The following is a 21,888-nucleotide window of genomic DNA, read 5'->3' as shown; positions in this document are numbered from 1 at the left end:
CGAGAATAAAACAGAAATGAAACAAACAAACTTTGGTCAAATTTCATCTAAATTGTCCTTGCCCGATTTATTGGATATGCAAAAAGAGTCTTTTGTTGACTTTTTGCAGCTTGACGTTGCCCCGACAAAGAGAGAACTTAAAGGCTTACAAGCCGCGTTTGAAGACGTGTTCCCCATAGAAGCTCCGGACGGCAGCATGAAACTTGAGTTCGTTAAATACGAGCTCGGCGCTCCCAGATATTCCACGCCGCAGCAGGCGGCTTTAAGGGACGGCACTTACAGCGCTCCCATGAAAGCGGTAATGAGGCTTTCAGTTAAAAAAAGAGACGGGAAACTTAAAGAAGCTTCCGAGCAGGATGTTACGCTTTGTGATCTTCCTTTAATGACGGATGCGGGCTGCTTTGTTTTTAACGGCGCTGAACGCGTTGTAGTCAGCCAGTTGCACCGTTCACCCGGTATTATTTTTGAAGAAGACGAAGAAAAGAAACAGTCTACTTTAGGTAAAAAGCTTTATGTCGCGCGCATTATTCCTTACAGAGGCGCGTGGATAGAATTTTCATTTGATATTATGAACGCGTTATGGGTACGCATTGATCGTAAGAAAAAGGTGCTTGCCACCACGTTCTTACGCGCTTGTGGCTTAGAAACAAACGCCCAGATAATACAGGCCTTTTACGACGTTGAGGATGTTGAAGTCAAACCCGCTGAAATTGATAACGTCGTGGGCCGTTACGCAGCTGATGATATCGTTGACCCCGCCACGGGTGAAGTGCTTTGGAATCTTGACGACAAAGCCGCTATGCCTATGGACGACAAAATTTTTAAAGAAATGGTTGAACGCAAAATTAAAAAAGTTAAAATTATTTCCGGCAACCCCAGACAGGACGATCCCGGTATTTTAGCCACATTAGAAAACCGAAAAGACCAAATCAGAACATCAAAAGAAGCCCAAGCCGACATCTATAAAAAGATGAGAGGGCAGGACTTTGTAGTTAAAGAACAGGCCGAAGCATTTTTGGATAATCTTATTTTTGATAATATCAGAAGATATGATTTGAGCTATGTAGGCCGCTATAAAATCAATAAAAAGTTCGCTTCTTTGTTTGACATTGTTGAAAACCTTAAATTTAAAAAATTCACAAAACCTACAGATAAACGCAGAACACTTTCCGCCGAGGATATTATAGTAACAGTTAAATATCTTTTAGCTTTAAACGCCGGCGAAGACGCGCAAAAAATGTACGGTGAAGAAATTATTTTTAAAACCGACGATATTGACCATTTGGGCAATAGACGTGTAAGAGGCATCGGCGAATTGTTGGAAAACCAAATCCGTGTAGGCCTTTCACAAATGGCTAAAACAGCCCGCGACAGAATGAACAAGGAATTAGCCTCTCATACGCCGCGCGCTTTAGTTAACGCCCAGCCCGTTCAGGCTATTATAAAGAAGTTTTTTGGTACATCACAGCTTTCACAGTTTATGGACCAGATTAATCCTTTATCAGAACTTACGCATAAACGCAGACTTTCAGCCTTAGGTCCCGGTGGTTTGAACAGAAAGAGAGCGGGCTTTGAAGTCCGCGACGTTCACCACACGCATTACGGCCGCGTTTGCCCCATTGAAACGCCCGAAGGTCCGAACATCGGTCTTATCACGTCATTAGCGTGCTATTCTAAAGTTAACAAATACGGTCTTATTGAAACCCCGTACAGAAAGGTTAACTCAGGCAAAGTAACGGATAATTTTGAATACTTAACAGCCGACCAGGAAGACGATTTAATGGTAGCGCAGTCAAACACTCCTCTTACGGATAGCGGCAAAATCAATACAGATATGGTTTCTTGCCGTGTAAGAAGCGACTATCCTATAGTTTCTCCTTCAGAGGTCGACTATATGGACGTTTCCCCGTTACAGGTTATCAGCGTTTCAGCGGCTTTAATTCCTTTCCTTGAACATGACGACGCTAACCGCGCTCTCATGGGTTGTAACATGCAACGCCAGGGCGTTCCTTTGTTGTTAACGGAAGCTCCTTTGGTGGGCACAGGTATCGAGCATGAAGTAGCGCGCGATTCCGGCGCCACGATTTCCGCCGCTAAACCCGGCAGAGTTGTTTTTGCCGCGGCCGATAAAATCGCTGTTGAACCTTTAGAAGGCGGCGCTCCGGAGATTTACGACCTTATTAAATACAAACGTTCCAACCAGGATACCTGTATTAACCAAAGACCTTTAGTTAAAGCCGGCGATATTGTTAAAAAAGGCACGGTTTTGGCCGACGGCCCCGCCATGAAAGACGGCTTTTTGGCTTTAGGCAAAAATCTGCTAGTCGGTTTTATGAGCTGGGAAGGTTATAACTATGAAGACGCTATTTTAGTTTCCCATAAGCTCGTTAAGGAAGACGTTTTTACCTCAGTGCATTTGCACGAATTTAGCATAGACGCCAGAAACACAAAACTCGGCGCCGAAGAAATAACAAGAGATATCCCCAATATAGGCGCGGAAGCATTGGCGCATCTTGACGCGGACGGTATTGTTATTCCTTCCACGGTAGTTGAACCGGGTGATATTTTAGTCGGTAAAGTTACACCTAAGGGCGAACAGCAGCTTACGCCTGAAGAAAGGCTTTTAAAAGTAATATTCGGCAAAAAAGCCGACGACGTTGTTGACGCTTCTTTACGCGTACCTCCGGGCACAAGCGGCAAAGTAATCGGCACAAGAGTATTTGTAAGAAAAGAAAAACTTACAAAAGCCGAAGAAAAAGCCAGAATCAAAGCTTTGGAAGATGAAAAAACAACGAATCTTGAAACGTTAAAAGAACAACGCAAGCTCGCTCTTACCAACATTAAAGATTCTAACGTTAAAGACGCTAAAAAAGAAGAAGAAAGAATTAACGCTCTTTACAAAAAACTTGAAAAGAGAGTTTTGGAAGATTTTGAAAGAGAAATGGAATTCTCCAAACAAGGTGACGAGCTTGCCGTAACGGTTAACAAATCCGTAAAAGTTTTTATTGCCAGCAAACGCAAGTTAATGGTTGGCGACAAACTTTCCGGACGCCACGGTAACAAAGGTGTTGTAGCTAAAATTTTACCGGAAGAAGATATGCCTTTCCTTCCGGACGGCACCCCTTTAGATATCGTTCTTTCACCTTTAGGTATTCCTTCTCGTATGAACGTGGGCCAGTTGTTTGAAACAATGTTAGGCTGGGCGGCCAAGAACTTGGGTTATAATGCCGCGACGCCTGTATTTGATGGCCCTACCGAAGAAACGGTCAGAGAAGAAATTAAAAAAGCTAAAAAAGCACTTATAGAAAAAGGCGTGCCCGAAAAGCACTTGCCCGATGACTACTGCCGTATAACATTATACGACGGCAGAACCGGACAGCCTTTTGAGGAAAAAGTGACCATAGGTTACATGTATATCATGAAGCTTATCCACTTGGTTGAAGATAAAGTTCACGCGCGTTCCACCGGGCCTTACAGCTTAATCACAAGACAGCCTTTAGGCGGTAAAGCACAATTCGGCGGACAGAGATTCGGCGAAATGGAAGTATGGGCCATTGAAGGTTACGGCGCTACATACACATTGCAAGAATTTCTTACCGTTAAGTCCGACGACTTTACAGGCAGAACGAAAATGTATGAATCTATCGTCCGCGGTGAGGCGCCGCAGCAACCCGGCGTGCCGGAATCCTTTAAAGTTTTAGTTAAAGAATTACAGGCGCTCGGTTTAAGCGTTGAGCTTCTTAAGGACAACCAGGGCCAGGCGGTTGAAGAAATGACCGTAGCCTCTATAGCTAAGGAAATTGTTTCTGAAGAAACGGAGAATTTATAATGTCAGAAAAAACGAAAAAAACAAAAAGATTAGATGACTTAAACTTTTTTGACTTTGATGCCATTAAACTCGGCATCGCCAGCCCTGAACAGATTATGGCCTGGTCCCACGGCGAAGTTAAAAAGCCCGAAACAATTAACTACCGCACGCTTAAACCGGAGAGAGACGGCCTTTTCTGTGAACGCATTTTCGGCCCTACCAAAGATTATGAATGTTCCTGCGGCAAATACCGCTGGGTAAAATACAAAGGCATGCAGTGCGACCGTTGCGGCGTTGAAATTACCGAAGCTAAAGTAAGGCGCGAGCGTATGGGCCATTTGGAACTTGCGGTTCCCGTGGCGCACGTTTGGTTTTTACGCAAAAATCCATCCAGAATCGGCATCATGCTTGACATGAGAATAACCGACCTTGAAAGGGTTGTTTATTACGCAAGCTACGTAGTGGTTGAAGACTGTATTGACTCCGTTACCGGCAGAACAGATTATAAAAAAGGCGAACTTCTTACTGACGTCCAGGTTAGAGAAGCCCGCAAAAAACACGGTTCGCGCTTGAAAGTTGATATTGGCGCTCCCGCCGTTAAAAAACTTTTGTCCGACATTGATTTTGACAAAGAAATACCGACTCTTCACGTTCAGTTGGCTGAAACGCAGTCCGAACTTGAAAGAACCAAACTTATAAGACGCATTAAAACCATGGAAGAATTTAAAGCCAGCGGCAACAGGCCCGAATGGATGATTTTATCCGTACTGCCCGTTATTCCGCCGGATTTAAGACCTTTAGTTCCGCTCGACGGCGGACGTTTTGCCGCGTCTGACTTAAATGATTTATACAGAAGAATCATTAACAGAAACAACCGTCTTAAACATATTGAAAGTTTAAGAGCGCCCGAAGTAATGATTTATAATGAAAAAAGACTCCTTCAGGAAGCTGTTGACGCTTTAATCGAAAACGGCGCCAGAGGCAAGTTCTTTATAGGCGCTGGCGGCAGACCGCTTAAATCTTTATCCGACGTTATTAAAGGTAAACACGGCCGTTTCAGACAGAACCTTTTAGGTAAACGCGTTGACTATTCAGGCCGTTCTGTTATTGTGGTAGGCCCCAGCCTTAAACTTCACCAGTGCGGTTTGCCTAAGTTAATGGCTCTTGAACTTTTTAAACCTTTTATCATCGGCGAACTTATGAAAAAAGAAGGCGTTACTCTTAAAGCCGCCAAAAAGATGTTAGAAAGGGTAAGACCCGAAATTTGGGATATTTTAGAACAGGTTACAAAAAACCATCCTGTAATGTTAAACCGCGCGCCAACGCTTCACAGGCTTGGTATACAGGCTTTCGAGCCGGTTTTAATTGAAGGTAAAGCTATTCAGCTTCACCCGTTAACCTGCGCCGCCTTCAACGCTGACTTCGACGGTGACCAGATGGCTGTTCACGTTCCGTTGTCGCTTGAAGCGCAGCTTGAGGCCCGCACATTGATGCTTGCCACAAACAATATTTTATCACCCGCTTCAGGCCGCCCTATAGCGGCGCCGTCGCATGATATTGTTATGGGTATCAGCTTTTTAACAAAAGTTAAACTCAACGACTTCGGCGAAGGGGCTGTTTTCGGCAGCATGGAAGAAGCTTTAATGGCGTATGCTTACGGCAAAGTTTCGCTGCACGCAAGAATTAAAGTGCGCGGAATTACGGCTATTAAAGAAGACGGCATGAATGAAAAAGATTTAAAAAATGTTAACACATGGAAAGATTATACAACCGTGGGTAAAATTATTTTTAATAATAACTTGCCCGAAGGCTGGCCCTATGTTAACGGTGCCGTAGGCAAAAAAGAACTTGCCGCTATTATAGACGAATGCTATAAGAGCAAAAAATACGGCAAATATGAAACTGTTCAACTTTTAGACAGAATTATGAAGCTTGGTTACAATTACGCCACGCGTTCAGGTCTTTCAATCTCTATCGCTGATATGATTGTTCCCGCGGCGAAACAGAAATACATTGACGCGGCTAAAAAGAGAATTAAAGAAATTCAGGGCCAGGCCGAAGCCGGTATCATCACCGAAGGCGAAAGATACAATAAAGTTATTGATATCTGGACCCGCGTTACCGACGACGTTGCTGTAGAACAGTTTAAAGAAATGAAAAAGTTTGAAGAGGCTCCTTATTCAGGTGAAGGGCAGAGGTTTAACTCTGTTTTCTTAATGGCTGACTCAGGGGCCAGAGGTTCCAGACAACAGGTTAGACAGCTTGCCGGCATGAGAGGTTTGATGGCTAAACCGCAAAAGAAACTTACCGGCGGTCAGGGCGAAATTATTGAATCCCCCATTACCTCAAACTTTAGAGAGGGCTTGTCCGTATTGGAATACTTTATTTCCACTCACGGTGGCCGTAAAGGTTTGTCGGACACAGCTCTTAAAACAGCTGAAGCCGGTTACTTAACCCGCCGTCTTATTGACGTGGCGCACAATCTTGTGGTTATGGAAGAAGACTGCGGCACAACAAACGGCGTTGTGGTTTCCTCACTTATGAGCGGCGAGGAAGTTGTTGAACCTATTGAAGAAAGAATTTTAGGCCGCACCAGCTTGGAAGACGTTATTGTAAAAATCAAAAAAGCTGACGGCAAAGAAGAAGAAAAAACAATTATTAAAGAAGGCGATTCTATTACGTTAGAACAATCTAAGCTTGTTAAAAAATACGGCGTGCAAAACCTGCGTATCCGTTCAGTGCTTACCTGCGAATCCAAAAACGGCGTTTGCGGTAAATGTTACGGCGTGAGCTTGGTTTCAGGCAATATTTCTAACGTGGGCGATTCCGTAGGTATTATCGCGGCTCAGTCAATCGGCGAGCCGGGTACGCAGCTTACGCTCAGAACCTTCCACATCGGCGGCGCGGCTTCACGTATGTTAAGCCAGTCACAAGCCGTTGCCGAACTCGGCGGTAAAGTAACTTTTAAAGATATTAAAGTTATTACCAACAGGTTTGATAATAAAATTTGTATTTCAAGAAACGGGGCTATCTTTGTAGAGGCCGCAAATGGTACAATTAAAGAATACAAGATTCAATACGGCGCCACATTGCATATTGCCGATAAAGTGACTGTAGAAAAAGGCACTTTAATGGCAGAATGGGATCCGCACTCAATACCCGTGCTTTCCGAAACGGAAGGTACAGCCAGGCTTACTGACGTTTCCGAAGGTATTACCTTACAAGAAGAAAGAAACAAAGTTACCGGTGTTATTGAAAGAAAAATCACTGCCAGCCGTATGGGCAAAAAGAACCCCAGAATCGTTATCGAAGGTAAAGGCGGCAAAAAAGTAAGTTTGCCGTTGCCTGTAGATACAATTTTATTAGTTGAAAACGGTGAAGATGTTCTTGCCGGCGACATTTTGGCTAAAATCGCCAAAGCGTCAGGCGGTACAAAGGATATCACCAGCGGCCTTCCCAGAATCGCGGAGCTTTTTGAAGCCCGCAAGCCGAGGAACGCGGCTATTATGTCTGAGTTCGCCGGTGTAGTCAGCTTAGAAACATCACCGAAAGGTTTGGTTGAAATCGTTGTAAGAAGCGAAGAAACCGGCCAGGTTAAACAATACGCGGTTCCCCAAGGTAAACATTTAGTTGTTTACGAAGGCGACCATGTGGGCGTAGGCGAAGCTCTAACAGACGGCGCCATTGACCCGCACGACGTATTACGCGTAAAAGGTATTAAAGAAGTACAGGAATTTTTACTTAACGCTATTCAGGAAGTTTACCGCTTACAGGGCGTTACGATTAACGACAGACATATTGAAGTTATTGTCCGCCAGATGTTGGGCAACGTAAAAATCGTTGACGCTGGCGACACGCCTTTATTAAAAGGCGAAATTGTAAGCCGCGCGACATTGTTAAAACATAATGCGCAGGCGGAAAAAGAAGGCAAAAAGATTGCGGTTGGAGACCCGATACTTTTAGGTATCAGCAAGGCTTCACTCGCGTCTGATTCTTTCATCTCCGCGGCCAGCTTCCAAGAAACGACCAAAGTCTTAACAGACGCGGCTATCACGGGCCAGGTAGACACATTACAAGGCTTAAAAGAGAACGTTATCGTGGGCCATTTAATACCTGCAGGTACGGGTATTTCCGCGAGAGAATTCACAAAAGAATTCGAAGCGGCTAAAAAGAAGTAAATTTTTAATACTCTGTACTCTTGCGTAAGAGTACAGAGTAAAACAGATTTTGTGTTTCCTTGCGGTAAATGGAGGAGCATAAATGATACGCGCGGGCGGGAATGTTAAGGCCGCTTACGCTGCCGGAGTGTTCACCCGCGTATTATAAACAATAGGAGAAAAATAGTTAATGCCAACAGTAAATCAATTAGTCAGACAGGGCAGAACAATGAACAAGACTAAAACAAAGTCACCTGCTCTTATGTCGTGTCCGCAAAGACGCGGCGTCTGTACTCGTGTCTATACCACAACCCCTAAAAAGCCTAACTCTGCTTTAAGAAAGGTTGCCCGTGTTAAATTAACATCAAAAGTTGAAGTCACCGCTTATATTCCCGGCGTGGGACATAACTTGCAAGAACACAGCATCGTCTTAGTAAGAGGCGGCCGTGTAAAAGACTTGCCGGGTGTAAGGTATCACATTATCCGCGGTGCGTTAGACGCATCAGGCGTAGAAAACAGAAAACAGGGCCGCTCTCTTTACGGTGTTAAGAGACCTAAGGCCGCTAAATAGACAGGAGTAATATAAATGCCTAGAAAAGGATTAAGACCCAGAGACAGAAGAGCTTTGCCCGAAGCCGATTATAAGTATGATTCGGTATTGGTAGCAAGGTTTGTAAATAAAATAAATTTCGAAGGTAAAAAAGCAACAGCTGAAAAAATTGTTGCGGACAGCATGGTCATCATTGCTGATAAAACCAAAGAAGACGCTATGACAGTGTTTAACCGCTGTATCGAAACAGTGCGCCCTTTACTTGAGCTTAAAGCAAGAAGAGTCGGCGGCGCCACCTATCAGGTACCGGTTGAAGTAAAACCTCTTAGAAGCACCTCGCTCGCGATGTGCTGGCTTTTAGACGCGGCCCGCTCACGCAAAGGCCGCCCTATGGCGGAAAAGCTTGCCGAAGAAATCATTTTAGGTTCTAAAAAAGAAGGCGCTGCTTTTAAGAAAAGAGAAGATACCCACAGAATGGCCGAAGCCAACAGAGCTTTTGCCCACTTTAAATGGTAAGGAATAGCGACAATGGCTGAATTTAAAACATACCCAGTAGAAAAGATTAGAAACATCGGTATTATCGCCCACATTGACGCTGGTAAAACAACTACATCTGAACGTATTTTGTTTTACACAGGTAAAGTTCATAAAATCGGCGAAACACATGACGGCGCTTCCGTTACCGACTGGATGGAACAGGAAAGGGAAAGAGGTATTACAATTACCGCAGCGGCTGTATATTGTGTTTGGAAAGACTGTCAGTTAAACATTATTGACACTCCCGGACACGTGGACTTTACGGCTGAAGTAGAGCGCTCTTTGCGCGTTTTGGACGGAGCTGTCACCTGTTTTGACGGCGTGCAGGGCGTTGAGCCCCAGTCTGAAACCGTTTGGAGACAGGCTGATAAATACCATGTTCCCAGAATTGCTTATATTAATAAGATGGACAGAATCGGCGCGAGCTTTGACAAATCTTATAAGTCTATAAGAGAAAAGCTTGGCGCGAACGCCTGCCCCATTCAGTACCCTATCGGCGCTGAAGATGAATTTAAAGGCATGGTTGATTTAGTTACCATGAAAGCTTTAATTTGGGAAGGCGACCAAAACGGCGCAAAATTTAACGAACATGAAATTCCCGCCGATGTCAAAGATATTTGCGAAAAATTAAGAACGGAAATGATTGAAAAAATCGCCGATTTTGATGAGTCTGTTATGGAACGCTATTTAGGCGGAGAAACGGAATTTTCCGTTGAAGAAATCAGATCCGCTATAAGAAAAGCCACCTTAACGGGTAAATTTTTTCCCGTAGTGTGCGGTTCTTCTTATAAAAACAAAGGCGTGCAGCCTTTGTTAGATGCCGTTACATATTATCTTCCCTCACCTAACGATTTGCCGCCCGTTAAAGGCACAAACCCCGATACAGGTGAACCGGAAGAAAGAAAACTTGTTAAAACGGAACCCTTCAGCGCGCTTCTTTTTAAAATTCAAACCGATCCATTTGTCGGGAAATTGACATTTTTCCGTATTTATTCCGGCACGTTAAGCGCGGGCGACACAGTGTATTTCCCGGGCAAAAATGCAAGCGAACGCGTGGGCCGTATCATGCGCATGCACGCCGATAAACGTGAAGAGGTTAAATATCTTGAAGCGGGTGAAATCGCCGCAACGGTAGCGTTAAAAAACGCGCAGGTCGGGCAGACAATTTGTTCGCCTGATAAACCGATTATCTTGGAAAGCATTACTTTCCCTGAACCTGTTATCCAAATCGCGGTTGAGCCTAAATCTAAAGAAGACGAAGAAAAGATGGGCAACGCGCTTTCACGTTTGGCTGAAGAAGACCAGACTTTCCGCATTAAAACAGATGAAGAAACAAACCAAACCGTTATTTCCGGTATGGGTGAACTTCATCTTGACATTATCGTTGACCGTTTGAAAAGAGAGTTCAACGTTCAGGCTAACGTCGGTAAACCCCAGGTCGCTTACAGGGAAACAGTTACCAGATCCGTCAGCAATGAAACAAAATATATCAGACAGTCCGGCGGTAGAGGTCAATACGGTCACGTTATTTTAAGAATTGAACCTAACGAAAAAGGTAAAGGTTTTACCTTCCTTAACGAAATTACCCAGGGCCGTATTCCTAAAGAATACATCCCCGCTATTGAAAAAGGTTGTAAAGAAGCTCTTGATTCAGGCGCGCTAGCAGGTTATCCGCTTGTTGATATTAAAGTTGCCGTTACAGACGGGTCCTTCCACGAAGTTGACTCCTCCGAAATGGCCTTTAAAATCGCCGCTTCAATGTGTTTAAAAGAAGGCGCCAAAAAAGCCGGCGCGGTTCTTTTGGAACCTATCATGAAAGTCGAAGTTGTTGCTCCCGAAGCCAACTTGGGCGACATTATCGGCGATCTTAGCTCCCGCAGAGCGCAAATCGGCGAAATGGGCATGAGAAGCAATGTTCGCTTTGTAAGAGCGCAAGTTCCGCTTGCCGAAATGTTCGGTTACGCTACAACGGTGCGTTCCCTTTCACAGGGCAGAGCCAGCTTTACAATGGAACCCAGCGAATACGCTGAAGTTCCTGCCAATGTTGCGAAAGCAATCATTGAAAAGAAAACAGAAGCTGGTGCTTCTAAATAAATCTAGCATAGCGGGCGGCATGTCCGCCCGCATATAGTTTAAGAGGAAAATTAAAATGGCTAAAGAAAAGTTTGTAAGAACAAAGCCGCACGTTAACGTAGGCACGATCGGTCACGTTGACCACGGTAAAACGACATTGACGACAGCATTGACGAAGGTATTAGCGAAAGAAGGGAAAGCTAAAGAGATGGGATATGCTGACATAGCGAAAGGGGGCGTAGTAAGAGACGCTTCAAAGATTGTTACGGTGGCGGTATCACACGTAGAATATGAATCGGACAAAAGGCATTATGCGCACATAGACTGTCCGGGACACGCTGATTATATTAAGAACATGATAACGGGAGCGGCGCAGATGGACGGTGCGATATTGGTAGTATCGGCGCAAGACGGTCCTATGCCGCAGACGAGAGAGCACGTATTGTTAGCGAAACAGGTTAACGTACCAAAGCTTGTGGTATTTTTAAACAAAGTAGACTTAGCGGACGCGGAGTTATTGGACTTAGTTGAAATGGAAATCAGAGATTTGTTAAGCAAATATGAATTTGACGGAGACAATACGCCGATAATCAGAGGATCCGCGTTAAAAGCGATAGAAGGGGACAGTTCACCTATAGGGGAACCTTCGATAAAAGCATTATTGGAAGCGCTTGACACATGGATACCTGAGCCGAAGAGAGAAACGGACAAGCCGTTTTTGATGGCGGTAGAAGACGTATTTTCGATTACGGGGCGCGGAACAGTGGCTACGGGCAGAATTGAAAGAGGTGTGGTAAAAGTAGGCGATACGATAGAGATAATCGGTTTTAGAGACACGATGAACACGGTAGCTACGGGTATAGAAATGTTCCGTAAGTTATTAGATCAGGGAGAGGCTGGCGATAACGTAGGGGTATTGCTTAGAGGCGTAGAAAAGAACCAGATTGAAAGAGGTCAGGTATTAGCGGCTCCTAAGTCAATCAAACCGCACACAAAGTTCAAAGGTCAGGTATATATTTTGAAGAAGGATGAAGGTGGCAGACATACGCCGTTGACACCAGGATATAAACCTCAGTTTTACTTTAGAACAACGGACGTTACTGGCGAATTGAAATTTGCGGGCGATATGATAATGCCTGGAGATAACGCGGAGATAGAAGTAACGTTGATTACGCCTGTGGCGATGGAAGAAGGCTTAAGATTCGCGATAAGAGAAGGCGGCAGGACAGTAGGCGCCGGCGTAGTAACAAAAGTTATCGAGTAAGAGTTTAAGAAAAGAAGGAAAGAGAACCCCGCGCCTATAGCAGGAGCGGGGTTTTTTATCAAAAAAATATGCTAAACTGGAAAATATTTATAAGAGGATTTATGAAAAAAGGCTTTACGTTAATTGAGCTATTGGTTGTTGTTCTTATTATAGGCATACTTGCCGCTATCGCTTTGCCGCAGTATAATAAAGCGGTAGAAAAATCCCGCGCGGCGGAAGCTTTTATTATGGTTAAAGCGATAAAAGACGCCAGAGACCGCTACTTCCTCGCAACCGGGAAAATGCCTTCAACTTTTGATGAGCTTGATATTGACATTCCCGGGGCAGCCTGTTCATCACCGCCACATAATCCCAAAGATTGTAAGGCCACAAAAATGTATATGTACGGATTGTTTGATACGGCTGTCTCAGGCTACCGGGTGAGCGTTCCCGGTTTTGAAATAGCGTATTATGATAATAACAGCAGCTTTGTGAATTTAAGGGGGCATTTTGTTTGCGGTGTAGGCGCGGGTATCGAAAACAGAGACAGGTACCTTTCGGTATGTAAATCTATCAGCGGCAAAAGCAGCCCCACTTTTACAAACGCAAACGGCGATCATTTTGTTTTTTAATATGTAAAAATATTTTGTATTTCGCAAATTTTTTTATCTGTATTTAATACTTTTTATTTTGTGGCACAACTTTTTCTGATATAAGAACAGCAGTGTTTTTAAAAATATTTTCTATATACAAAACAACTTCGCTTGATATCTTTGTTTTACGTGCTAATTTAAAGAAACTGTTATTTAATCCTATAATATTTGGTATTGCTTGGGTTGCCCGTAAAATCATAAGCGCCGAATGTTTGGCAAAGTTTTTCCCCTTCCTCATTAGCTCCGTTACAATATATGCAGTCACCGTTAGGGCAGTTGGCTGCGGCGACAGGCGTTCCCCAAGCCCTGATTCTAAAATTTTTATTAGGAATATCTATTGATAATAAGCAATTATTATTTTTATCATATGACAGGGCATACTTTTTAGGGTTTAACGGTAATTCAATATCTAAATCATCCAATGACGGAGTACATTCCCCGACAGCAAGCATATAACGCTGGTTTGCGTCAGAAAATGCCCTTGCGAGCAAAATACTTTCAGAGAGTCTTGCTCTGTCCACGGCTTTAGTATATTGCGGTAAAGCGATAGCGGCAAGTATGCCTATAATAAGAACAACAACCAATAGCTCAATTAATGTAAAGGCTTTGTTTTTAATGTAAGAATAACGCGGATACGCAGAGCGGAAAAAAGAGTGTTTTCGCTGCATGTTTTTATCTCCTTTATATATTTGTGGTAGTATATCAAATTTATTTATAAATTATTTAAAATGTGTAAGTCTTTGTATCGTATTATTTGACTACCGCAGATCTTTGTTCAAGCGTTAGGGAGGGGGTGTTTTGCTGCTGCGTTTTGGCTCCGTTTTCCGAGGGTGACGATTTTGCGGCGGATATTGCGTCAGCCACATTTTTTGCAGGGTTGTATGAGTTTGTATAATAATCATTTAAAATTTTTCTTATAGCTAAATTATGTCTTTCAATCACGGGCTTTGTGGCTTTAACAAATGTTTCCGTTTTCTTTCCTAAAGGAGCGTCGGAAATACATTTCTGTTCTATAAAATCAATCTCTTTTTCATAAGCTATCTGCATTTTTCTGGCTTCTCCGGCAGGCAGAATATGATCTACTTTTTGAAAGTCCAAGGAGGCCGAACCAAAGAGCTGTATCTTTGTGTTTTTTAACATAAATTTATCGCTTTCATTGTTTATTTTAGCTGTTAAAGCGCTTTCCTTTGATTTGCGTTCTTCGTCGTTGGCTGTAGATAATACGCTTAAATATTCCTTGCGGTAAGAGTTCATCATCTTTTCATATTCATTGCCCGCCAATCTGCCAAACTGGCTTTTTATTTGTTTGGAAACATTGGAAATATTATAGTCAAATTCGGAATTAGCTTTAGCAAGCATGGCGCGCTTTTTTTGCTCGTTATATTCTGTTACGGCGGCGTTTGTTTTCGCGTCATATTTTTTTAATATTGATTGTACAACATTATTAAAATAATCCTGTTTAGAAATATTCCCTTTGGGTTTATATACGCTTAATCTTGCGTAGTTTTCGGTAATTTCATTTATAGCGCCGGTTTCAAAAGATGTAAATTGCGGGGCCAACTCAGGCATTTGGTTTTTCATACGATTGTAATTAGATTTTATATCAGCCGTTACGATATCTTTTAATTTCGTCGCCATAAATATTTCAGTTGTGTCTTGAAATTTTGTGGCAAGCCCCAGATATTTGTTGGGGTATTCGCCAGCCGGGTGCGGTTCCGAAATATAGTCTAAAAATTCTTTTTTTACCGGCTGCATTTTTGTGTTATATTCAGCTGCTGTTTTACTGTCGAAAATTTTTTCTATTTTTTGGGCCGAGTCTTCTATAAGATTGTTAAGTTCCGTATTAATTTCGTCAATTTTCTGTGTAGGAATAAAGGCCATTCCTTCCTTAGCGGAGGCAAGCCCGTTGTTTCCTGGGATATCACCGAAAAAAGGTTGTATATTGCGCGCTATTTCGGAAAACGGATCAAGCTTTTTTCTTTTTCCCGCTATTATTTGCGCTACATTGTTTGGCACCAAGGAAGTGTTAATCGCTGCGTCTAAAAGCGCATTTTGGCTGTCCTCTTTTTTAGGGGCGGCGGATTCTTTGTCTTCCGTGTTTATTTCTTTTACTTCATTATTTTTCGCCTGCGGTATTTCTTTTACTGGCGCAGTTCCGGCGGGTTTTCCCGCTTCAATAATTTTGGAGGGTTCTTCGGATTGGATAATAACGCCGGGTCTTTTGCCAAAAGAAATTTCAGGTGTAGCAGGCGCCGCGGGCGTTTTTGTTTCTTCTTTTATAACCGGTTCGGCGGAAGGTTGTGTTTTAACATCCGTTTCTTTTTTCTCTTCAGATTTTGATGCCGCAAAAAATCTCGCAAACAATCCTTTCTTTTCTTCTGTTACGGGTGTGGAGATTTCTTTAGTAACGGCTTCTTTTTTTTCAAGATTTTGCGTCGCAGTTTTTTTTGCGGTTATTCCTGATTTTTTTTCCTCTTTTGGCATGGGGATTTTTTTTACAGTCGGCGCTTGTTTTTCTTTAACATTTTGCGCCATGGGCGCTTTTGCTATGAGTTCCTGTTTATCTTTTTGCGTTTTCAATCGCGGACGTTTGCCGAAAACAAAAGAAGCTTCCTTTGTTTCTAATTTAGCCAATTGCGGTCTTTTTCTTTTTTCTTTAGGTTTTTTTGCGATAAAATGATTGGGCGGCAGTTCTTGCGCGGAGCCTTCTGTAACCCTCGCAACTCTTTCATGATGAGCGTAAATGTTTAAAATTTCATTAGTTTGCGTTGGGGACGTTTTTTTTAAACTAGATTGTGTATTTAATATTGAAGTTAACTCTTTAAAAAATATACTGTTAACGCCCGCTATCTGGTATTGCATTGAAGCAGGGTCCTGAATTTGTAAAGACCTTTTTAATCCTTCGGTCATTTTGTTTTGCGCGGAGGATACCTGTTCTGCCGCAACCTCGCCAAACAAAGAGGTTGTTTCCGCCAAAGCTTTTTTGTGTTTGGCTTCAAGCAGCGGTAAATATGAATTTAACTGCCTTACTTTTATCTTGTTTTGTAAATCATTTAAAGCAGGTACATAAACCATATCCGCTTTTTGCAAAGCGTCGATTTTATCTTCCTCAGAATCTTTTTGCAGGGCTTTTTTTATGGAATTAACAAAGTCAGTTCTTAATTTTATATAAATTTTTTGGTCTGTAGGGCTGCCGTATCGGTTTACATATTTATCCATTGAAAGAAAGGAAAGATTGAAATTTTTATCGGTTTGAACAAAAAGCTGGCGTTCCTCTTCATTTCGGGGGTTTGGGGGGGCGTCAAAAAAACAGCCGCAAAAAAGGCTGATAATCATAAGAAAAAAAACGCTTTTTTTAATCATATTCAATTAGTATATCAAAAAAAATACGAGATAATTTATTGTTATTTTTGTTACATTGCGGCTTTTTTGCGGAAATTGTAATTTGCAACCTAAATAACTTTTGTCTTAGATATTATTAAAGAGTTGTCCGGTTAAACAAGGGTCTTAGGACCTATTTCGCGTATGGGCCTAAATAACTTTTATGCTTTTGCCTCAGCGGCCAAAAATAATATATAATATAAACATAGATTTCAAATAGCGGATGTTTTGAAACCGTATAAAAGTTGTTTGTATATACAAAGCCAAAATATTTTGCTATAATTTTAGAGTAAATAAGTAATTACTCGGCAGAAATTTCCACGGGGACAAGGTAAAATTGTGTCCTCGAAGGGCTTTTCTACCGAAAATATTTTGTTTAAAATTGTCGTCGTAATCCTGGGAAATTTAGCATGATTTTTGACGGTGCTAAATATTGCAGGTACGAACTTAAATAAGGAAAAAAAATGTCAGAAAAAAATGTAGAAAAAAAAGCTGCAAAACAGCTTATCAGCCAGGAAAGAATTCGTATTAAACTTCGTTCTTATGACCACAGGATGTTAGACCAAAGCGTAAGCAGAATTGTTGACACTGCCAAAAAAACAGGCGCAATAGTTTCCGGTCCCGTACTTCTTCCCGTAAGAATTAAAAAGTACACATTGCTCCGCTCACCTCATACAGACAAAAAATCCAGAGAGCAGTTTGAAATGCGCATTCACAAAAGATTAATTGACCTTAAAAGCCCTACAGCCAAGACGGTTGACGAGCTTATGAAGCTTGATCTTCCCGCGGGCGTAGACGTTGCAATTAAAAGCAACTAAGCAAAAATTTACGCGTCTTATATATAAGTAAGGCGCAAGTTGAAAACAATAAGGAATAAAATAAATGACAGAAAACACACAAAACGCTGCTAATGCCGCTGTGGAAACACAAGCTAACGCAGAAACTGTCAAAGAAACTCCCGCAACATTCAGGTTCGTTTTGGGAGAAAAAATGGGGATGACCCAGCTCTTTGATGAAAAAGGCAACTTACACGCAGTATCTGTAGTAAAAGCAGGTCCTTGTAAAGTTGTACGTGTCAGAACACAGGAAAAAGACGGTTATACGGCTGTCTGCCTTGGTTTTGGCGAAGTGAAGGAAAAAGCCCTTAATAAACCGGAACTTGGCTTTTTTAAGAAAACAACACAGGCCCCCGTCAGACATATGAAAGAACACAGGGTATCTGATGTTACAGGTTTTGAAGTAGGCCAAGTCGTTTCACTCGATAAAATTTTTAAACCCGGCGATTATGTTGACGTCCAGGGTAAAATAAAAGGCCGCGGTTTTGCCGGCGCAATGAAAAGACACGGCTTTGCCGGTCAGCCTGCGTCACACGGCGCTTCGGACAGAGAAAGAGCCCCGGGCGGTCTTGCTTCCAGAAGATCTTTAGGTAAAGTTCTTTCCGGCCAGAGAATGGCGGGCCATTACGGCAACACAACCCAGACAGTGGCCAAAATCGAAGTAATTAAAGTAGATTCTGAAAATAACCTTATTTTCTTAAAAGGTTCAGTTCCCGGTGCAAAGGGTACAATCGTATCTGTTTTAGAAACTTCCAAAACTAGAAAACACATTGTGGCTCCTATAGTGCAGAAAATATCTGCCTCTAAAGCTGCTAACAAGAAGTAATAGGGAGCTAAGATAATATATGGAAACAAAAGTTTTTAATATTCAAGGTAAAGAAGAAGGCACAACGGCATTGCCCGAAGTTCTTTTTTCCGCAAAACCTAACCCGACATTCTTGCACGAAGTCGTAACCGCGTTTTTGGCCAACCAGCGCAGAGGCACAGCCGATGTTAAGACAAGGGCTGAAGTCTCCGGCACAGGCAAAAAACCGTGGAAGCAAAAAGGTACAGGCCGCGCCAGACACGGCAGCATGCGCTCTCCTATTTGGAGACACGGCGGCGTCGCGTTCGGCCCCACCCCCCGCTCTTTCAGACAGTACTTACCCGCGCAGAAACGCAGAGCTGCCTTAATACAGGCTTTATCCGCGAAATACGCAGAAGGTAACGTTATTGTTTTTAACGACGGCGGAATCAAAGAAAGCAAAACAAAAGTTTTAGCTACGGCTTTAAAAGCCATGGAAGCAGGCAGAAAACCTTTGGTTTTAACAACAGAAAAGACGGATAATAAAGTTTTCTTGTCAGCAAGAAACATCGCCGGTCTTTCCTTAATACCTGCATCCGACGTTAATGCTTATGTTGTTCTTAACAGCAGCAAAATCATTATCACAAAAGACGCTCTTGAAACACTCAAAAGCACTTTTGCAGGGGAGGCAAAATAATGAAAACGATATATGAAGTCATAAAAAAGCCTCTTTTGACAGAAAAGAGCTTAATTTTAAGAGACGAACAAAATAAATACAGCTTTGTAGTTGCCAAAAACGCGAGCAAAGGCGAAATTGTTACAGCGGTAGAAAAGTTTTTTAACGTTACCGTTGAAAAAATTAACACCTGCGCGATTAAAGGCAAAGTACATCGTATGGGACGCTTTGCCGGCAAAAGAGCCGACTATAAAAAAGCGGTCGTAACCCTCAAAAAAGGCGACAAAATAGACGTCGTTGAAGCGACGGCGAAGTAAGGAGAAACTATAAACTATGCCTATTAAGACATTCAGACCTTACACCCCTTCCAGGAGAACCATTACGGTTGCCGATTTCTCTGAAATCACAACCAAAACTCCTGAAAAGAGGCTTGTTAAAGGTTTAAGAAAAACCGGCGGACGCAATAACACCGGTATGATTATGGTACGCCACATCGGCGGCGGACATAAAAGAGCTTACAGACAAATTGATTTCAAGAGAGAAAAATATGGTGTTCCCGCGAAAGTGGCTACCATTGAATACGATCCGAACAGAAACGCAAGAATTTGTCTTTTGCATTATGCAGACGGAGATAAAAGATATATCATTCACCCTGTCGGTTTAAAAATCGGCGATGAAGTTATGTCCGGTCCCAACGCAGAAATTAAAGTGGGTAACTGCCTTCCTTTGAAAAATATACCTGAAGGTACTTTTATCCACGCATTAGAGCTTAAAGTTGGCAAAGGCGCTCAGCTTGTAAGAAGCGCCGGCTCACAAGCCCAGCTTATGGCTAAAGAAAATGACTATGCACACGTCAAAATGCCGTCCGGCGAAATAAGACTTGTTCCTATAGCTTGCTGTGCGAGCATAGGTCAGGTTGGCAACGTCGAGCACAATAACATCGTTATTGGCAACGCGGGCAGAAAAAGACATCGCGGCGTAAAACCTACGGTTCGCGGCAGTGCAATGAACGCAGTTGACCACCCTATGGGCGGCGGCCGCGGTCACAGCAAGGGCGGTAACATACCGCGCTCTCCTTGGAATCAGCCTTCCCGCGGTTTAAAAACCAGACCCAAAAAGTCATGGGATTGGATGATTGTAAGCGATAGAAGAAAAAATAAGGCTGGTAAATAATTATGGGAAGATCTACAAAGAAAGGTCCTTTTATAGACAATAATCTGTTGGAAAAGGTTCAAAAAATGAATACTTCCAGCGAAAAGAAACCCATTAAAACATGGGCAAGGGCATGCACGATAGTGCCGGAATTTATCGGACACACATTTATGGTGCATAACGGCAAAAAATTCCTTCCTGTATACATCACTGAAAGAATGGTTGGCCATAAACTCGGCGAATTTTCTTTCACAAGAGTATTTAAGACACATGGTGGCATGACGAAAGAATCCACCGCCTTAAAGTAATTGAGAGGTTATAAGATATGGAAGCTTTTGCAATAGCAAAATTTCAAAGACACGGAAGCAGAAAAGTAGGCTTAGTGCTTGATCAAATCAGAGGCAAAAACGTTAAAAAAGCGGAAGAAATGTTGCCTTTTATTGAAAAAAGAACAGCCGAGCTTGTCTACAAAACCGTTCATAGCGCAGCAGCTAACTTAGAGGTTAAATCGGGCAAAAAGCTTGATCTTAGCAAAGTTTATATTAAAGAAGCTTATGCTAACATCGGCCCGATGAGCAATTTAAGAAGGATTCAGCCCGGCCCGCAAGGCAGAGCAATGCCCTACAAAAAGAGCATGTGTCATCTAACCGTGGTTGTATCAGACGAAAAGGGAGGACGTTAACTTATGGGACATAAGATTAACCCCAAGGGTCTAAGGTTAGGTTATACCCAGGATTGGCAGAGCAGATGGTTTGCTCCCAAAAATATGCCTGCCTTAATCATTGAGGATAAACGCATTAGAGAGCTTATTGAAGAACGCTTTAAAATGGCTGCGATAAGCTTTGTAGGTATTGAAAGAGCCGGCGCATTTTTAAGAATCAACATACATACGGCCAGACCGGGTGTTGTTATCGGTAAAAAAGGCGCTGATATTGAGCAGCTCAGAAAAGATTTAGAAAAAATGACAGGCAGCAAAACATTTGTCAATGTCGTTGAAATCAAAAATCCTGAAACTGACGCTAGCTTAGTGGCCCAGTCAATCTGCATGCAGATTGAGAAACGCGCGCACTACGGCGCGGCGATGAAAAAGGCCATAGAAAAAGCTTTAGCAGGTAAAGCGCTCGGTATTAAGATTATGGTTTCAGGTAGACTAGGCGGCGCGGAAATCGCCCGTACGGAATGGAAACGTGAAGGAAGAGTTCCTTTACATACACTCTGCGCGGAAATTGATTACGGCACAGCCGAAGCTATGACGATTAGCGGTAAAATAGGCTGCAAAGTCTGGATTTTCAAAAAAACACACTTCGCTAAATCCCCTAAAGAGATTTTGCATGAGCTCAGAAAGCACAGAGAAGTTACAGAAACACCCTCAGGTTCAGCTGAAACTGTTACCGAGGCTAAATAAGGAGAGGAATAACTATGTTGATGCCTAAAAGAGTAAAGTATAGAAAACCGTTTTCCGCTCCGCGCATTAAGGGCGTTGCCAAAAGAGGCGCTACAGTCTCCTTCGGCGAATACGGTCTTAAAGCACTTGAGCCTAAATGGGTTACGGCAAGACAGATTGAAGCTGCTCGTATCGTAATTTCGCGTTATGCTAAAAAGAAGGGTAAAATGTGGACAAGAGTTTTCCCCGATAAAGCAATAACCAAACACCCTGCTGAAACCAGAATGGGTAAAGGTAAAGGCGCCCCAGATCATTGGGTAGCAGTTGTTAAGCCCGGACATATTTTGTTTGAAGTAGAAGGTTTAGACCTTGATACAACCAAACGAGCTATGAGAATGGCTTCTGACAAATTGCCGATAAAAACTAAACTGGTATCCAGAAGGTAGTTTATGAAGACCAAAGAAAAAGAAAATTTAAAAAAGAAAAGTGTTAAAGAGCTTTCTGATATGCTCGTAAAAGCACAAGAAAAGAAATTTGATCTTCTTTTCAAACACAGCACAACGCCGTTGTCCAATCCGTTGGAAATTAAGGCTGTAAGACGCGAGATTGCTCTGTTGAAAACCTTAATCGGTGAAAAACAAGAGGCTAAATAGA

General features: G+C 42.6%; 19 protein-coding genes. 17 read left to right on the top strand and 2 right to left on the bottom strand.

Annotated features, from left to right (window positions below; genetic code table 11):
• Window positions 1-16: 16 nt before the first annotated feature.
• The 7 genes from rpoB (at window position 17) to EMIN_RS09635 (ending at window position 13,000) form a co-directional block, all read left to right on the top strand.
• Window positions 17-3,829, top strand: coding sequence for a DNA-directed RNA polymerase subunit beta (gene rpoB, locus EMIN_RS07255; protein WP_012415592.1), 3,813 nt, complete (start codon window positions 17-19; stop codon window positions 3,827-3,829).
• Window positions 3,829-7,986: a DNA-directed RNA polymerase subunit beta' gene (gene rpoC / locus EMIN_RS07250; RefSeq protein WP_012415591.1), complete on the top strand. Its 4,158-nt coding sequence runs from the start codon at window positions 3,829-3,831 to the stop codon at window positions 7,984-7,986. Before rpoB ends, rpoC begins: the two co-directional genes overlap by 1 nt.
• 169 nt (window positions 7,987-8,155) lie before the next feature.
• Complete coding sequence (gene rpsL, locus EMIN_RS07245; protein ID WP_012415590.1) at window positions 8,156-8,536, top strand: 30S ribosomal protein S12; 381 nt, start codon at window positions 8,156-8,158, stop codon at window positions 8,534-8,536.
• Between the two features lie 15 nt (window positions 8,537-8,551).
• Window positions 8,552-9,031: a 30S ribosomal protein S7 gene (rpsG, locus tag EMIN_RS07240; RefSeq protein ID WP_012415589.1), complete on the top strand. Its 480-nt coding sequence runs from the start codon at window positions 8,552-8,554 to the stop codon at window positions 9,029-9,031.
• Window positions 9,032-9,043: 12 nt separating this feature from the next.
• Complete coding sequence (gene fusA, locus EMIN_RS07235) at window positions 9,044-11,146, top strand: elongation factor G (RefSeq protein ID WP_012415588.1); 2,103 nt, start codon at window positions 9,044-9,046, stop codon at window positions 11,144-11,146.
• Between the two features lie 55 nt (window positions 11,147-11,201).
• Window positions 11,202-12,389 (top strand): elongation factor Tu, encoded by a 1,188-nt coding sequence (tuf, locus tag EMIN_RS07230; RefSeq protein WP_012415587.1) that lies wholly within the window; start codon window positions 11,202-11,204, stop codon window positions 12,387-12,389.
• Between the two features lie 101 nt (window positions 12,390-12,490).
• Window positions 12,491-13,000: a type IV pilin protein gene (locus tag EMIN_RS09635; protein WP_012415586.1), complete on the top strand. Its 510-nt coding sequence runs from the start codon at window positions 12,491-12,493 to the stop codon at window positions 12,998-13,000.
• Window positions 13,001-13,170: 170 nt separating this feature from the next.
• Here EMIN_RS09635 and EMIN_RS09560 read toward each other — a convergent pair whose 3' ends face one another.
• On the bottom strand, window positions 13,171-13,689 hold the full coding sequence (locus EMIN_RS09560; RefSeq protein WP_012415585.1) for a type IV pilin protein: 519 nt from the start codon (window positions 13,687-13,689) through the stop codon (window positions 13,171-13,173).
• An 82-nt stretch (window positions 13,690-13,771) separates the two neighbouring features.
• A complete protein-coding gene (locus EMIN_RS07215; protein ID WP_012415584.1) occupies window positions 13,772-16,384 on the bottom strand; it encodes a hypothetical protein in 2,613 nt (870 codons plus the stop codon).
• 482 nt (window positions 16,385-16,866) lie between these two features.
• Between EMIN_RS07215 and rpsJ the strand changes: the two genes are divergently transcribed.
• The 10 genes from rpsJ to rpmC all read left to right on the top strand — a co-directional run bounded on the left by rpsJ (window position 16,867) and on the right by rpmC (window position 21,887).
• Window positions 16,867-17,220 carry a 30S ribosomal protein S10 gene (rpsJ, locus tag EMIN_RS07210; protein WP_012415583.1) on the top strand — a complete coding sequence of 118 codons (354 nt, stop codon included), beginning with the start codon at window positions 16,867-16,869 and terminating at the stop codon, window positions 17,218-17,220.
• Between the two features lie 64 nt (window positions 17,221-17,284).
• A complete protein-coding gene (gene rplC, locus EMIN_RS07205; protein WP_012415582.1) occupies window positions 17,285-18,064 on the top strand; it encodes a 50S ribosomal protein L3 in 780 nt (259 codons plus the stop codon).
• A gap of 19 nt (window positions 18,065-18,083) precedes the next feature.
• Window positions 18,084-18,719 (top strand): 50S ribosomal protein L4, encoded by a 636-nt coding sequence (gene rplD / locus EMIN_RS07200; protein WP_012415581.1) that lies wholly within the window; start codon window positions 18,084-18,086, stop codon window positions 18,717-18,719.
• On the top strand, window positions 18,719-19,015 hold the full coding sequence (rplW, locus tag EMIN_RS07195) for a 50S ribosomal protein L23 (protein WP_012415580.1): 297 nt from the start codon (window positions 18,719-18,721) through the stop codon (window positions 19,013-19,015). Before rplD ends, rplW begins: the two co-directional genes overlap by 1 nt.
• A 16-nt stretch (window positions 19,016-19,031) precedes the next feature.
• Window positions 19,032-19,871, top strand: coding sequence for a 50S ribosomal protein L2 (gene rplB / locus EMIN_RS07190; RefSeq protein ID WP_012415579.1), 840 nt, complete (start codon window positions 19,032-19,034; stop codon window positions 19,869-19,871).
• A gap of 2 nt (window positions 19,872-19,873) precedes the next feature.
• On the top strand, window positions 19,874-20,158 hold the full coding sequence (gene rpsS, locus EMIN_RS07185; RefSeq protein WP_012415578.1) for a 30S ribosomal protein S19: 285 nt from the start codon (window positions 19,874-19,876) through the stop codon (window positions 20,156-20,158).
• 17 nt (window positions 20,159-20,175) lie between these two features.
• Complete coding sequence (gene rplV, locus EMIN_RS07180; protein ID WP_012415577.1) at window positions 20,176-20,532, top strand: 50S ribosomal protein L22; 357 nt, start codon at window positions 20,176-20,178, stop codon at window positions 20,530-20,532.
• A 3-nt stretch (window positions 20,533-20,535) separates the two neighbouring features.
• The gene (rpsC, locus tag EMIN_RS07175; RefSeq protein WP_012415576.1) at window positions 20,536-21,255 is read left to right on the top strand and encodes a 30S ribosomal protein S3; all 720 of its coding nucleotides are present in this window, start codon (window positions 20,536-20,538) and stop codon (window positions 21,253-21,255) included.
• Between the two features lie 14 nt (window positions 21,256-21,269).
• Window positions 21,270-21,680 carry a 50S ribosomal protein L16 gene (rplP, locus tag EMIN_RS07170; RefSeq protein ID WP_012415575.1) on the top strand — a complete coding sequence of 137 codons (411 nt, stop codon included), beginning with the start codon at window positions 21,270-21,272 and terminating at the stop codon, window positions 21,678-21,680.
• A gap of 3 nt (window positions 21,681-21,683) precedes the next feature.
• Window positions 21,684-21,887, top strand: a complete 204-nt coding sequence (gene rpmC / locus EMIN_RS07165) for a 50S ribosomal protein L29 (RefSeq protein ID WP_012415574.1) — start codon at window positions 21,684-21,686, stop codon at window positions 21,885-21,887.
• Window position 21,888: the final 1 nt, after the last annotated feature.

The sequence above is a fragment of the Elusimicrobium minutum Pei191 genome, assembly GCF_000020145.1.
GTDB lineage: Bacteria > Elusimicrobiota > Elusimicrobia > Elusimicrobiales > Elusimicrobiaceae > Elusimicrobium > Elusimicrobium minutum.
This window is presented reverse-complemented; position numbering and strand designations above follow the sequence as displayed.